Genomic DNA, 13,596 nt, shown 5'->3' with positions numbered 1-13,596 from the left:
ATACAAATTGAACTTGAGTAAAAGAGGATAATAATATTTTGGTGATAGATGACTGAAAATTGGTCTGTATAAAAAAGTTTAATACCTTTAAATGCAGTTTATGGCTTGGTGTTATGATGCAATTTGTAAAGGTTAATGACTAATAATTGATAATAAGTTACCGGAAGATAATATTGATATGCCATATTTCTGGCATCAAGAAGCTTGGAACAAAAATTATTATATCAGAAAAGGTACAAATGACAGATGAACATTTCATTGTAAGAATTATAGGGCAACATTTTATTTTAAGGGCGCTAATCATGAGAAAAAGGTTCATAGTATTTTAATTATTGTAAGTATTTCTATATTAACTTCCTGCTCATCGATAGGAGGTAGGATGTTGATTTTTGATGATAGTGATAAAAAAGCAGATGCCCGAATGGAACAATTATTGGAAATTATTAAAAATAAAGATAAGGATACATTAAAAGCAATGTTTTCTAAAAAGGCAGTGAATGAAGCTAATGATATCGACAGTGATATAGAGTATTTGTTTGAATTTTTTCAAGGTAATGTAGATTCCTGGGAACAAGATAGATTTACTTCTGGAACATCAAGTGAATATGGAAAAAAATCTATAAAGCTTGTTTCTTGGTATACAGTTGCAACAGACAAGGGAAAATACATATTTTTTGTTATAGACTATTCCAAAGACACGATAAATCCCGACAATAAAGGGTTATACATTTTGCGGGTAAATCAAGGATGTGTGAAACTTTGAGGATGTAAAAAATCTTGTGTATAAGAGATTGAATGTTCTCCTTCTTGGCAAGAATTAGTAATAAGAAAAGCTAAGGAGGAGAATTTTATGTCAACACTATCAAAAGAACATATAAAGCAATTAGTTCGGGAAAATAATTTCCAAAGCGTATCAGATGTAAATGCATATCTAAAAGACATTTTTAAAGATATTATTCAAGAACTGCTTGAGGCAGAACTTGAAGCAGAATTGGGTTATGCAAAAGATGATGTGGCAAATAAAAATACCGATAATAGCCGTAATGGTTATACACCAAAAAAAATAAAAAGTGAGTTTGGTGAAATTGATATACAAGTGCCTAGAGATCGTAAAGGAGAATTTCAACCTAAAATTATCCCAAAATATCAGCGTAATGTTTCCGGAATTGAGGAAAAAGTTATAGCTCTATATGCAAGGGGAATGTCTACAAGAGATATTAGTCAACAAATTGAAGAACTTTATGGATTCAGCCTGTCTCCGGAGATGGTTAGCAAGATTACTGACAGAATTGCTCCAGAAATAAAAGAATGGCAGCAAAGACCTCTTGAACCTATATATTCTTTTATATTTATGGACGCAATTCATTATAAGGTAAAGGATGAAGGAAGAATAACAAACCGGGCAGCTTACATTGTTCTAGGAGTTACTATTGATGGATATAAAGATATCTTAGGGATATGGATTGGTGATAATGAATCGTCAAAATTTTGGCTAGGTGTGTTAAATGACCTAAAAAACAGAGGAGTAGAAGATGTTTTAATCTTTTGTGTAGATGGACTTACCGGACTTAAGGAAGCAATAAATGCAGCATATCCAAAATCAGAAGTACAGAGATGTATAATACACCAGTTGAGGAATTCCTTTAAATATGTATCCTATAAAGATCTAAAAGCGTTTAGCAATGATTTTAAAGAAGTATATCATGCAATTAATGAAGAAGTAGCATTGGAAAAACTGTATGAACTAAAAGAAAAATGGGGAAAAGAGTATCCTTATGCAATACGAAGTTGGGAAAATAACTGGGAAGTAATAAGTCCGTTTTTCAAATTTCCGGAAGAGATACGGAAAATAATATATACAGCGAACATAATAGAAGGGCTGCATAGACAGTTTTGTAAGGTCACAAAAACGAAAACGATATTTCCAACCGATAGTTCACTGGAAAAGATGCTATATTTAGCATCAATGAATGTAGTGAAGAAATGGACACAGAGGTATAAGAACTGGGATAGGGTGTTAAGCCAATTGATGATACAATATCCAGGTAGACTGGAAGAGTATATTTAAAAGCATTCATCCCCACCGCCCTAAAGGGCTCGTCCTCATCGCCGGACGGGCTAGACCTCACAAAATTAAAAATATAGGTTTAAAAGGCTAATACTGACCATTATAAATAATTATTGCCAGATTTAATCAAGTTTATGTATAAAACTTAACAAATCCGGCAATAATATATAATGAAAAGGCAATAAAAAACAATATTCTGTAAACCTTGTCAACTAAAATTTACTTGCTAAAGAAGGATTACATAAATTATGATACACAAAATTACTTACATTCCCATCCTGAATATTATGTTAAATACATTATACTCGTATGCCATTCTTCTACTTCAAAATTGTATACCTTTACCGGTCTGTCAAGGTACTCTTCATAGGCTTCTTTTACCTCAAGAACTTCTCCTGAGTATATTACGAGCCTGTCACCGGGTATCAACTCTCCGGCATCCACCCAGCCTTTTCCTTCTACCCAGAAGAGATGGGTTGATGTTGTCTTTATCTTTTGTTCTCCTTCCTTTATGTGTACCAGTTCTTTTATTTCATTTTCAAATATGTTCAGTATCTCTTTAATCCTTTTTCTCCTGTTTCGGGATTTTCAAAGCATACTTCATCTCCAACCTTGATGTCGTTTATATCTTTATATCTGCCTTTTATATATAACTAGTGCAGGCTTGTCTGGTCATAAATATTTCCGCTGTAAGAATCTATGTTTATGAAATTGCCCTCTTCAGGGTTCATGTATCTTGTCCATAAGTAGCAGAATCCGCTGTTTGTATCGTACTACTCTCCTGCAAACATGTAGCTGTTCACTGTCGTTCCGGTTCTGTTCAGTATATTGCCGAAGGCAGTCGAGTAAATGGAACGTTGCCTCTCTGCACTACTCATAGAACCGGATAACAGCTTATTCTTGTGCTTCGTTTCCTTAAGGCTTTGCACAGCGTTCTTACTATGTACTTTCTTATCTTTTGTATTTATTTTTCGTTGTTTTGACAAACAGCTTGAAAAAAGAAACCTGGCTTGCAGTTATATTATTTGCCAGGTATTACTTTTACACACTATTTTATTTTAATATTGTAAAACTTAAATCTCATCAAATAAAAATCAGTCCTTTGAATTTATACTATTCATTAATTACTACTTCAAATATTATGTCGTCAAAATTTTCATCCGGATGTGAGTCATTACATTTATATCTTCTGGATCTCCCGTTGATTTCCAGAATCATTGCAGCTCCATTTAACCATGAATCAACTCGTCCTCCACCTGTATCCCAAGCATTCCAAACCACTAATGTTTTACCTGATATTACTTTAAAAGAAACATCCCCATCAACATCATCTGCCCATATAATGAAATCATTGCCTTCACATGAGTTAATACTCATTAATCCATCAATTTTTATACGTATTCCTTGTTTCCATTCCGAATTAGTTGAAATAACTTTCAAACAACCAGTTGTACCTTTTTTTACAGGTATACGATCAATTCTTATAAGTTCCAAATTCTTATATTTAACTGGATTTCCTTTAGCATTCTGAAAATCTCTATCAAAACTTGGCATAAATCTACCTCCCTGTTTTTCTAAATGGATCAATCAATTGATGTTCATCTGGCCAAACCGGTTTTAAGTTATCATAACTATTAATGCCTGGCAAGTTAGATCTCTGTGGGATTATATGATGTAATTCCATTGATTCCATTTTTCCAGTCAATTCATTATATCTCTTCGGTGCTAATCCTTTTTTCATTCTTGCAATATTCTCAGGAGAATAATTCTGAGAATTATAATACGCTTCATTTTTCCAATACCTTTATATTACGGTACTCCATGAAGGCTCCTTTCCTGCTTTCGTCAGGTTATCAATAGGGTCGCCGACTTTCCATCCTTTTGTAGTATTGTTCTTTACCCTGCTGCCAGCTCCTGAGTCGCCGCATACTGTATTGTGTACAAATACATTATACTCCGACAAAAAGTAGGTATGCCAGTCTTCTACTTCAAAATTGTACACCTTTACAGACCTATCCAGATACTCTACATAGGCTTCATCTACCTCAAGTACCTCTCCTGAGTACATTACAAGTCTGTCGCCGGGTTTCAACTCTCCGGCATCTACCCAGCCTTTTCCTTCCACCCAGAAGGGATGGGTTGATGTTGCCTTTATCTCTTACATACATTAAGATATTTTTATTGCACTAATGCTTTATATTCCGGTTACAGCGTTCATAAGATCGCTAATCAGGTCGGACTTTCATGCTACCTTTATGTATACTGTTCCAAATCGGTAGAAAATGAAGAAACAAGAATAAAGGCCACATCAGTCGAAACTGTGTGACCTATAATTTATTGTCTGTAAAAATGTTATTTTTTATTGTGTGTTATACATAATACGATTTTCATTTCTAAATATCTTTCTTAATTCTTGTCTGTCCTTTTCAAATTTATCATTTTCCGAAATAAAAGAATCAATATCATTACATAATGATATTATGTAGAAACCATTTTCTTCGAACAAAATGTTATTGCTAATTTTATTGATATTTTCTATCATTTCACTCGAAACTATATCCTTTTTTATAATATTGTACGCAAATACATCCCATATTTTAGTTTTGTACTCTCTTATATTTAACGCTAATGCATCTACAATATTTCTTTCTTCTTCATTTAGATTAGGAGTTTTTAGCCCAGTAAGAAATAAATCAGGCATTTTCTCTTCATCTAAAATCATTCCCATTCCATATTCAAGTTCTAATCCCAACGTTTTAATGAAATTTATAAAATCACGTAGTTTACTAAATGAAAAGTCTTTCTGGAAATTGGGGTCTACCAATAAAATCATACGTGTTGGATAATCATCTTTATCTGATAATAGAATTGCTAATGTAATATCTGTATCCAAAAAATAATTCTTCCTTTTCAATTTCTCGAAAGATACAGCAGTAATATCGGAATATTTGTACTTACGCATTTTCTCTAATGCTTTAGCAGAATGTACATATGAATATGTTTTACTTTTATTCCCTTCATTAACACAATAACTAGTGTTTGTATATGCTACTTGTAAATAATTTGATACAAAATTTGATACCTTAATTATTTTTTCAATAATTGTACTATCATGAAACGTCGGATTAAAGAATAATTGTATTGCATACTTATTATTATCCATCTTTTCACCTCTATATAACAAATTGCTTAAATTATTAATATTTAGGAGATATCACCCTACCAGTCATTCCAGGGTTATTTCGTAACATAGTAATTAATTTATTATTTAGTAAAGTCCAAGGTTTACCTGATAACTGACTAGGACTGGCAATCTCAACAATATGTTCATTTCCGTTTTTCCCTACTGCAATTATATCAGGTTTTTGTGTTCCATTAAAACCTGCAGTTTTTAAAGAAGTATTTATGTATATTTTTGGGAATTCACCTGTTGAAGATAACTTATTTACTTCGTTCATAGTATAATTTTGATGTTGAGTTGAAGCATGTGGCTTACCAATTATCTCAGGCTTACTACTTCCCCCGCTACCAACTCCTGAGTCGCCGCATACTGCATTGTGTACAAATACATTATACTCCGACAAAAAGTAGGTATGCCAGTCTTCTACTTCAAAATTGTATACCTTTACAGGCCTATCCAGATACTCTACATAGGCTTCATCCACCTCAAGCACTTCGCCTGAGTACATTACAAGCCTGTCGCAGGGTTTCAACTCTCCGGCATCTACCCAGCCTTTTCCTTCCACCCAGAAGGGATGGGTTGATGTTGCCTTTATCTCTTGTCCTCTTGGTTCCTGCAAGGCTTGTCAGGGTACTGTTTCGACTGCCTTCCATAATCTCGGCTGTAATACTGCTACCTTCAAAGGGTGTAAGCAATACTTCCACCCTTTCCATAAGCTTTAATAACCACTCCGGAGCTTCTGCCAGGGTTCTGTCAAAGGGAGATTGATCCTTTATCCATTCATACCGATTACCGCTTACATGAATGCTTGGAGGTACGACTATCAAGCCTCCGTTTGAACGGGTATCAAGACCCGGTGCAAACTTGGTCTTATTTGGAATACTTCGACCTCTAGGGTATTTAAAGACATAGTGCCGACCTCCTCTGCCGGTAACAGCAGTAACCGTATCCGGAAGTTTTCCATGTGTTGATTCAAGAGCCTATAGAGTTTCATCACCACCATCGTCCACATCAAGCACCAGCCAGCCGGACTTCTCACCTGTAGGAATGCCTATATTGGCATTGGTTGTTTTCGTCCACCATTTCCTTATTTGCTCAATATCAGAAGTAGAATTCTTGTACCAGCCGGTATATAACGGATGCTTTCCCTTGCTGTCACAATTTCTCCCTGCCTTGCAGGAGCAGGAGCCATCCTCACAAATCCAGTGCAAAGGCATAACTGGGATATTGGCTTCTGCATATTTTAATGCTGCGTCCATCATTGTCACTTTCAAATTCTTACCTCCTCCGAGAACATAAATAGAGCCTGACAAATAGTTTTTAAGACTATCCGCCAGGCTCTATAGGTGAGTCATTCGCTCCCTTTGTGGCTCTGTGCCAGATTTATTCACTTTTTACCCCGCCTTTTTCTCCAGCTTTACTTCAAAGACTTTCCTGCATTCAGGGCATTTGATTTCAACATCAGCGTAATCGGCATCAAATACCCTATGATTGCAATGAGGACAGCGTACAATGTACTTTTTCTTACTCACTTGCCTTCACATCCGGCTTCTTTAGCTTCATGAGTCTTGCCATCTTCATCATCACAGGCTCTAAAATCTCTCCAACCATATAGTGAACCATTGGTGAGTAATTCTCCTTTGTTTCGTCAAACAACCTGGAAAGAAGGTCGTAGAGATTCTTTATGTCCTCGTCTGTAGCGTGTGCTGTGCTGACTTCAATGAAAATCTTGGTACCGTCACGCTTGGCAATATGGTCACTCACATATTTCTCCAGAGCGTATCTTGCTATGCTTGATGTGGTAACACTTGCCTCCGGCATTTGTGCTTGAAGCTCACCAATAATCGCATCCAATTCATCCGACTGCCTTTGTGTAAGCCTTACCCGTAGCATACAATCCTTTTCTTTAGACATTATTGCACCTCCTGTGTTTCTTGCTGGTTTTGTTGCATCACATTGTATTACATTTTGTCAAGCATTAATAAGAAAAAAGGCCACACCAGCCGAAACTGTGTGACCTTGCTCGTTATACCATACTTTCTTTTTACTTCTGATAGACTCTTAAATACCCTTGCTCACGCCAAACTTTTAGTGTCATTTCAGCCTCGAAAGAAAAAACTCTCAGATTAAGCTCGGATATCTTTTCTAAAATATCAACTGCTTGTTCTTCAAATATTTCTAATGCCAAACAATGAGCAGCCACGCAGATTTTTACCTTTACAGATTCATGTTCAAAAAGTGATGGTAATACTTCTTTGGCTAAATCAGTGTCTTCCTCTAATAGTTTAAAAAGTTTTATTATTTTCTTTCCCTCTTTATTCCCTATTTTGTATTCTCCTTCTAAATTTGATTTTTCAATTATTAATAGGCTTTTAATATACTGACTTCTAATCTCTTCAGCAGATAGTTTTTTCTTCATTAAATAATCACCCCAAAATCTCTAAGGACTTTTAATCCAAATTCATATTGTGCTTCAAAACTTTGACCAGCTAACCAGTCACGTACTTTTAAGCAATTTGTAAATTGGAATGTTGACGTATTATAATATCCGCTAATCTTCGCATGTGTGGCTTTATCAACTGCAATAAGATTGTTGGTATTATGGATCTGAGTTGGGGCAAAGCCGGATTTTTTTATTTGAGATTGTTCAACAATATGATGCCACGCATTACCTTCTCCTGGTGAACCCAATGCTTTCTTAGCCTCATTAAATGTCTAAAATCCTTGTCCAGTACTACTTGTTCCCTTATTACCAACTCCTGAGTCGCCGCATACTGTATTGTGTACAAATACATTATACTCCGACACAAAGTATGTATGCCAGTCTTCTACTTCAAAATTGTACACCTTTACTGGTCTGTCAAGGTACTCTACATAGGCTTCTTTTACCTCAAGCACTTCTCCCGAGTACATTACAAGTCTGTCACCGGGTTTTAACTCCCCGGCATCTACCCAGCCTTTTCCTTCCACCCAGAAGGGATGGGTTGATGTTGTCTTTATCTCCTGGTCTCCTACTTTTAAGTGTACCAGTTCTTTGGCTCTTTCCAGAACTAGTTGAAAATTAAATATGACTATTAAAAATAGATAATTTGTATTGCAAAATTATTGTGTTTCAACTAACTTTGAAAAGAACCAAATTTTTATTGACTTTTACAGTCGCAATCACTCCTTGCCTTGCAGGAGCAGGAGCCATCCTCACAAATCCAGTGCAGTGGTATAGCCGGGATATTGGCTTCTGTATATTTTAATGCTGCGTTCATCATTGTCACTTTCAAATTCTCACCTCCTCCGAGAACATAAATAGAGCCTGACAAATAGTTTTTAAGACTATCCGCCAGGCTCTATAGGTGAGTCATTCGCTCCCTTTGTGGCTCTGTGCCAGATTTATTCACTTTTTATCCCGCCTTTTTCTCCAGCTTCACTTCAAAAACCTTTCTGCACACCGGGCATTTGATTTCAACATCAGCGTAATCGGCATCAAATACTCTGTGATTGCAATAGGGACAGCGTACAGTGTACTTTTTCTTACTCACTTGTCTTTACCTCCGGCTTCTTTGGCTTCATGAGGCTTGCCATCTTCATCATCACAGGCTCTAATATCTCTCCAACCATGTAATGAACCGTTGGTGAGTAATTCTCCTTTGTTTCGTCAAACAGCTTGGAAAGAAGGCCATATAGATTCTTTATGTCCTCTTCTGTGGCATCTGCGGTAGACACTTCAATGAAAATCTTTGTTCCGTCACGCTTGGCAATATGGTCGCTCACATACTTCTCCAGAGCGTATCGTGCTATGCTTGATGTGGTAACGCTTGCCTCCGGCATTTGTGCTTGAAGTTCATCGATGATAGCATCCAATTCATCCGACTGCCTTTGTGTAAGCCTTACCCGAAGCATACTATCCTTTTCTGTAGACATTATTGCACCTCCTATATTTCTTGTTAGTTTTATTGTATCACAATGTATTACATATTGTCAAGCACGGATAAAAAGAAACCCGACTTGCCATTGTATTGGCTCGCCGGGTAAAAACATATGCTTAAGAAGCTCCCTGATGTAGCATACAAAGAAACCGCTAATTGGTTAATTTCTTTTAAATTTCAATATTATTCTCTAATGCATGAATGTATTTACTTATTTTTTCATGAGTTAACTCTTTTCCATCCTCATCAATTTCTTCTAGTTCATTCATCACACTGGCAATACAATCACAATTTTCATCACAATATTCAAATAAGCCAGAAAACCACACAGTATTTACCCAATCTAGAAGCCATTGTTTAGAAATAACACCTTTTTGATAACTCTCTAGCAGCAACAATACATGTCTATTACATACTTCTACAGGTTTATCAGTTTTTATTTTTTTAGTTCCAGCGGTAGCAACTGAATCAGTGTATTTTTATCTATCACTAAATCTCTGAACTGTTCAAGTATTTGAAGCAACATTATAAGTTCTCCTTCCTACAGCTTACTTTGGTTTTGTATGGACAAGATTACCGGCAGAGTCAAATGTATCTTTATAGACTTTAATAGTAGTTCCGTCTGGCGAAATTTCTTTATAGTAAATAGCTTTTGAACCTGGAACATCACCTGGCTTAGTCATCTTTGCCATATAATTACCATTCGGCATCTTCTCAACTGTAAAGTCATTGTATTTATTTGAGCCACCTTTAAAGAAGCTCTTTACATTGCTTTGAATATTTGAAGGTAAATCATCTACAGCTTTCAAATCATCTGCTTTAGAACCTGCATTTAATACCGATTGAGTACTACACGTTCCTGTAGACATAGCTTGTAATATATGTATTGTCGGCGGAATTCACAGTTTTTTAGTAAGATTTCCATAGCCGTCATATTCGTAATCAGTAATTATAGGGTTGATTACGCCGTTCTTGATATACCTTCTTGTTTCCTTTGTTATGCTTCCGTTATTGTCTATTTCATAGTAAAGCATCAAACTGCGCCCACCTACATCAGTTTGACGATTTACTGTACACTATCTCATTAATTCTGCAAAAGTCCAGAATATTTTTAGACCATTGCAATAAGGAGCAGGGTCATAAACGCCCTGCTCCAGCTCACACAGCCCAGCAATGGGGGGCGGGTTGATTTCAATCGTGGTGGGATTTCACGCTTTGGAGTCGTAACGATGTTTATGGTTTACGAAAATCCGCATTTGCCAAAGAGCAAATAGGGAGCATGGGCGACCCCTATAGTGTATCCTCTGATAGAATTAAACCTGCTATTTCTACACATTTATTTACATTAAACTTAAAAACGTCATCCCCAAATTCATCAACAAACACCTTATATATGAGTCTACCAAGGGCTTCTTTATCGCATACTTTGTCGCACGAATTGTAAATTTTTTCTATCTCTGTCCTGTATTCATCTGGTGGAGAATATGGAAACAAATTTATTGGATCCCAGTCATTTATAATTTTTTCGATTTTATTATATTTCACTGTCGCAGCCTCCTAATTCCCAAATAACTTGTTAACAACATTTTCCATCACTTCATCAAAGTCATACTTTGACATAACTGTTATAAGCTTTCCATTTGGATTAACAACAGCAGCACCCTCTCTTGTCACGAACAGGTATTGTCCTCCGCTTTGTTGAAGAACCTTACCATTTCTTACCCAGTCATTAACCATATCTGTTGTTACATTTCGTTCCATCATCCTTCCTAATCCATGTTTGGAATATTGACCCCAGTCAACTTTTAACCCAGGGTTTTCAACAACCTTTCCTAATTTACCAAAATCATCTCCTATCTTTACTGCAGTCTTACTCGTTCCCTTATTTCCAACTCCTGAGTCGCCGCATACTGTATTGTGTACAAATACATTATACTCCGACACAAAGTATGTATGCCAGTCTTCTACTTCAAAATTATACACCTTTACTGGTCTATCCAGATATTCTACATAGGCTTCTTTTACCTCAAGCACTTCTCCCGAGTACATTACAAGTCTGCCACCGGGTTTTAACTCCCCGGCATCTACCCAGCCTATTCCTTCCACCCAGAAAGGATGGGTTGATGTTGTCTTTATCTTCTGGTCTCCTACTTTTAAGTGTACCAGTTCTTTTATTTCATTTGCAAATACGTTCAGTACCCTCTTTAATCCCTTTTCTCCTGTTTCGGGATTTTCAGAATACACCTCATCTCCAACCTGGATTTCCTTTATCTCTTTGTACCCGTCTTTTGTATATATCAGTGTCTCTTCTGTAAAGCATGCTGTTCTATTAAACAATTCACTACTCAATGATATTAGGGCAACTATTGTTGTTGCTGCTCTCCATGCTGCCAGGTCGTAATCCTTATTTTCTATTGCTTCAAAAACTCCTGCTACTCCGCTTTCTAAGAAAAAACCACCAATACATTATTTATTTTTGAAATAGCAATAAGTCTTTTAGCATCAACAACATTTCACTTAAGTTTCTCTTGTATCAAAGTTAATACTGTATACAATATCTGTCGCTTTCGATAGTTCCTTTGATTTATTTGGACTTATATATGTAACTAACAACATTTTATTTTCATTAACAATAGTCCAAACTTTTATAAATTCTCCTTCATATGAACCGCTTGCTGTAGCTACAATATGATATGGAGATTCAATTATTTTGTAAGTATTTACATCTACTAGCACATCATATTGATCTAAAAACTTATTTAGATGTTTATCGGCAGTATCTCTTATACTTTCTTCTATCTCTTTTCTATGAAAGAATGATATTTGAAGTACACCTTGTGCGTTCGTCTTTGAATGAATTGTAAGTAAATCTTCATCAACAGAATACTCCCATGTTTCTGGAATATAAATTGAAAACCAACCTTCAAATAAATATTTTTTTTCGTTTTGTCTCATTGCATTATCTCCTCACAAAATTCTCTTAAAATAAAACTTAAAGATTAATTATTAATCATATGTATGCAGTTTACCTGAGTGACCTGGTCCATACTCTCTATTTGCCTCATCTATATATAGGTCAAGCTGCTTCATACCTCTTTTTATTGCTTTAGGATTGTTGGGCTTAAGCTCATGTATTAGTTTACTATCAGCATCATATCCATCCATTCTTTTTCCTGAGGGAAGTCTTTTTTCTTTTACAACTCCATCTCCATAATCATAGTCTCTGTGCATCTTTCTTCCTCTTGCTGCCGCATCTTTAACTTTAGGATTAGCACTTCCTTTTCCCACACCACATTCTGCATTGTGTACAAATACATTATACTCCGATACAAAGTAGGTATGCCAGTCTTCTACTTCAAAATTGTACACCTTTACTGGTCTATCCAGATATTCTACATAGGCTTCATCTACCTCAAGTACCTCTCCTGAGTACATTACAAGTCTGTCACCGGGTTTTAACTCCCCGGCATCTACCCAGCCTTTTCTTTCCACCCAGAAGGGATGGGTTGATGTTGTCTTTATCTCCTGGTCTCCTACTTTTAAGTGTACCAGTTCTTTTATTTCATTTACAAATACGTTCAGTACCCTCTTTAATCCCTTTTCTCCTGTCTCGGGATTCTCAGAGTATACCTCATCTCCAACCTGGATGTCCTTTATCTCTTTGTATCCGTCTTTTGTATATATCAGTGTCTCTTCTGTAAAGCATGCTGATCTGTTAAACAGTTCACTGCCCAATGATATTAATGCAGCTATTGTTGTTACTGCTCTCCATGCAGCAAGGTCATAATCGCCTTCTTCTATTGCCTCAAATACTCCTTCTACTCCGTTCTCTAAACCGAATACTCCCAATATCAGCCTTAACTCTGCAAACGTAGCCAATGCCCCAAAAGCGGCACCGCTTATCGTTCCCTGCATTACTCCTTCCACTATGTCTCTTCCGCCTAAGGCTGCATCTATTCCTCCGAATACCGCACCTGCAATTCCACCTTTTGCTGCATTTAGCAATGATGATAGGGCTACACACCTTAGTGTGTTCATAACTCCATGTATCTGGAAGGATGCCAGAATTTCCGGTATGGTGAAATATCCCGTCGGGTCGGTGAAGTTCACAGGACTTGCATTGGCATACAGATACTTGTGCAGGCTTGTCGGGTCATAAATACTTCCGCTGTACGGGTCCATGCTTATGAAATTGCCCAATGCAGGGTTCATATACCTTGCCCTTAAGTAGTAGAATCCGGTGTTTGCGTCGTATTGCTCACCCGCAAACATGTAGCTGTTCACTGTCGTTCCGGTTCTGTTAAGTATATTACCGAAGGCATCATATACATATGTATCGGTTACATTGCCCTCTTCATCTTTAATTCTCTAAAACATAATTCACTGTAAATACAAAAATAAAGGTCACATCATCAAAAACGATGTGG

23 protein-coding genes and 1 pseudogene are annotated in these 13,596 nt (G+C 36.4%); 2 read left to right on the top strand and 22 right to left on the bottom strand.

The features are described from left to right. Nucleotides 1-379: 379 nt before the first annotated feature. Entirely contained in the window at nucleotides 380-763 is a 384-nt protein-coding gene (locus CLOCL_RS05770; protein WP_052306577.1) for a DUF5104 domain-containing protein, read from the top strand. An 87-nt stretch (nucleotides 764-850) separates the two neighbouring features. Next, nucleotides 851-2,068, top strand: a complete 1,218-nt coding sequence (locus CLOCL_RS05765; protein WP_014254463.1) for an IS256 family transposase — start codon at nucleotides 851-853, stop codon at nucleotides 2,066-2,068. Nucleotides 2,069-2,353: 285 nt separating this feature from the next. Here the strand turns inward: CLOCL_RS05765 and CLOCL_RS21470 are convergent, their stop codons facing one another. From CLOCL_RS21470 to CLOCL_RS05675, 22 genes and pseudogenes are all read right to left on the bottom strand, one after another. Then, the gene (locus CLOCL_RS21470; protein ID WP_245532887.1) at nucleotides 2,354-2,581 is read right to left on the bottom strand and encodes a polymorphic toxin-type HINT domain-containing protein; all 228 of its coding nucleotides are present in this window, start codon (nucleotides 2,579-2,581) and stop codon (nucleotides 2,354-2,356) included. Nucleotides 2,582-2,841: 260 nt separating this feature from the next. Beyond that, on the bottom strand, nucleotides 2,842-3,054 hold the full coding sequence (locus CLOCL_RS22025) for a hypothetical protein (RefSeq protein WP_144687079.1): 213 nt from the start codon (nucleotides 3,052-3,054) through the stop codon (nucleotides 2,842-2,844). Nucleotides 3,055-3,181: 127 nt separating this feature from the next. Next, the gene (locus CLOCL_RS05755) at nucleotides 3,182-3,622 is read right to left on the bottom strand and encodes a hypothetical protein (RefSeq protein WP_014254462.1); all 441 of its coding nucleotides are present in this window, start codon (nucleotides 3,620-3,622) and stop codon (nucleotides 3,182-3,184) included. A 250-nt stretch (nucleotides 3,623-3,872) separates the two neighbouring features. Beyond that, nucleotides 3,873-4,223, bottom strand: coding sequence for a polymorphic toxin-type HINT domain-containing protein (locus tag CLOCL_RS20970; RefSeq protein ID WP_081467011.1), 351 nt, complete (start codon nucleotides 4,221-4,223; stop codon nucleotides 3,873-3,875). 204 nt (nucleotides 4,224-4,427) lie between these two features. After that, entirely contained in the window at nucleotides 4,428-5,231 is an 804-nt protein-coding gene (locus CLOCL_RS05740; RefSeq protein WP_014254461.1) for a hypothetical protein, read from the bottom strand. Between the two features lie 34 nt (nucleotides 5,232-5,265). Further along, a complete protein-coding gene (locus tag CLOCL_RS20965) occupies nucleotides 5,266-5,814 on the bottom strand; it encodes a polymorphic toxin-type HINT domain-containing protein (RefSeq protein WP_245532850.1) in 549 nt (182 codons plus the stop codon). Continuing rightward, a pseudogene (locus CLOCL_RS05730) lies at nucleotides 5,735-6,466 on the bottom strand (bifunctional DNA primase/polymerase). Before CLOCL_RS05730 ends, CLOCL_RS20965 begins: the two are co-directional and overlap by 80 nt. A gap of 177 nt (nucleotides 6,467-6,643) precedes the next feature. After that, on the bottom strand, nucleotides 6,644-6,781 hold the full coding sequence (locus CLOCL_RS22435) for a hypothetical protein (RefSeq protein WP_169313377.1): 138 nt from the start codon (nucleotides 6,779-6,781) through the stop codon (nucleotides 6,644-6,646). Then, nucleotides 6,774-7,163 (bottom strand): hypothetical protein, encoded by a 390-nt coding sequence (locus CLOCL_RS05725; RefSeq protein WP_014254460.1) that lies wholly within the window; start codon nucleotides 7,161-7,163, stop codon nucleotides 6,774-6,776. Before CLOCL_RS05725 ends, CLOCL_RS22435 begins: the two co-directional genes overlap by 8 nt. 130 nt (nucleotides 7,164-7,293) lie before the next feature. Beyond that, complete coding sequence (locus CLOCL_RS05720; protein ID WP_014254459.1) at nucleotides 7,294-7,668, bottom strand: DUF2019 domain-containing protein; 375 nt, start codon at nucleotides 7,666-7,668, stop codon at nucleotides 7,294-7,296. Beyond that, nucleotides 7,668-7,940: a hypothetical protein gene (locus CLOCL_RS05715; RefSeq protein WP_014254458.1), complete on the bottom strand. Its 273-nt coding sequence runs from the start codon at nucleotides 7,938-7,940 to the stop codon at nucleotides 7,668-7,670. Before CLOCL_RS05715 ends, CLOCL_RS05720 begins: the two co-directional genes overlap by 1 nt. Before the next feature lie 24 nt (nucleotides 7,941-7,964). Further along, nucleotides 7,965-8,279, bottom strand: coding sequence for an HINT domain-containing protein (locus tag CLOCL_RS05710; protein WP_257197777.1), 315 nt, complete (start codon nucleotides 8,277-8,279; stop codon nucleotides 7,965-7,967). 110 nt (nucleotides 8,280-8,389) lie between these two features. Further along, nucleotides 8,390-8,524: a hypothetical protein gene (locus CLOCL_RS23485; protein WP_257197355.1), complete on the bottom strand. Its 135-nt coding sequence runs from the start codon at nucleotides 8,522-8,524 to the stop codon at nucleotides 8,390-8,392. Between the two features lie 120 nt (nucleotides 8,525-8,644). Further along, nucleotides 8,645-8,782, bottom strand: a complete 138-nt coding sequence (locus CLOCL_RS22430) for a hypothetical protein (RefSeq protein WP_169313376.1) — start codon at nucleotides 8,780-8,782, stop codon at nucleotides 8,645-8,647. Continuing rightward, nucleotides 8,775-9,164: a hypothetical protein gene (locus CLOCL_RS05705; RefSeq protein ID WP_014254457.1), complete on the bottom strand. Its 390-nt coding sequence runs from the start codon at nucleotides 9,162-9,164 to the stop codon at nucleotides 8,775-8,777. Before CLOCL_RS05705 ends, CLOCL_RS22430 begins: the two co-directional genes overlap by 8 nt. Before the next feature lie 175 nt (nucleotides 9,165-9,339). Next, nucleotides 9,340-9,567 carry a hypothetical protein gene (locus CLOCL_RS23055; RefSeq protein WP_014254456.1) on the bottom strand — a complete coding sequence of 76 codons (228 nt, stop codon included), beginning with the start codon at nucleotides 9,565-9,567 and terminating at the stop codon, nucleotides 9,340-9,342. 150 nt (nucleotides 9,568-9,717) lie between these two features. Next, on the bottom strand, nucleotides 9,718-10,038 hold the full coding sequence (locus tag CLOCL_RS05695) for a hypothetical protein (RefSeq protein WP_014254454.1): 321 nt from the start codon (nucleotides 10,036-10,038) through the stop codon (nucleotides 9,718-9,720). Between the two features lie 30 nt (nucleotides 10,039-10,068). Further along, nucleotides 10,069-10,206, bottom strand: coding sequence for a hypothetical protein (locus tag CLOCL_RS22425; RefSeq protein WP_157834889.1), 138 nt, complete (start codon nucleotides 10,204-10,206; stop codon nucleotides 10,069-10,071). A 253-nt stretch (nucleotides 10,207-10,459) separates the two neighbouring features. Then, nucleotides 10,460-10,714: a DUF1871 family protein gene (locus CLOCL_RS05690; protein ID WP_014254452.1), complete on the bottom strand. Its 255-nt coding sequence runs from the start codon at nucleotides 10,712-10,714 to the stop codon at nucleotides 10,460-10,462. A gap of 12 nt (nucleotides 10,715-10,726) precedes the next feature. Further along, nucleotides 10,727-11,506, bottom strand: a complete 780-nt coding sequence (locus CLOCL_RS20960; RefSeq protein WP_198528747.1) for a polymorphic toxin-type HINT domain-containing protein — start codon at nucleotides 11,504-11,506, stop codon at nucleotides 10,727-10,729. Nucleotides 11,507-11,686: 180 nt separating this feature from the next. Then, a complete protein-coding gene (locus tag CLOCL_RS05680) occupies nucleotides 11,687-12,124 on the bottom strand; it encodes a hypothetical protein (protein ID WP_014254451.1) in 438 nt (145 codons plus the stop codon). Nucleotides 12,125-12,175: 51 nt separating this feature from the next. After that, nucleotides 12,176-13,534, bottom strand: a complete 1,359-nt coding sequence (locus tag CLOCL_RS05675; RefSeq protein ID WP_276324628.1) for a polymorphic toxin-type HINT domain-containing protein — start codon at nucleotides 13,532-13,534, stop codon at nucleotides 12,176-12,178. Nucleotides 13,535-13,596: the final 62 nt, after the last annotated feature.

The organism is Acetivibrio clariflavus DSM 19732 (genome assembly GCF_000237085.1).
Taxonomy (GTDB): domain Bacteria; phylum Bacillota; class Clostridia; order Acetivibrionales; family Acetivibrionaceae; genus Acetivibrio; species Acetivibrio clariflavus.
Note: the sequence above shows the minus strand (reverse complement) of the source record. Positions and strands in the feature narration are given on the sequence as shown.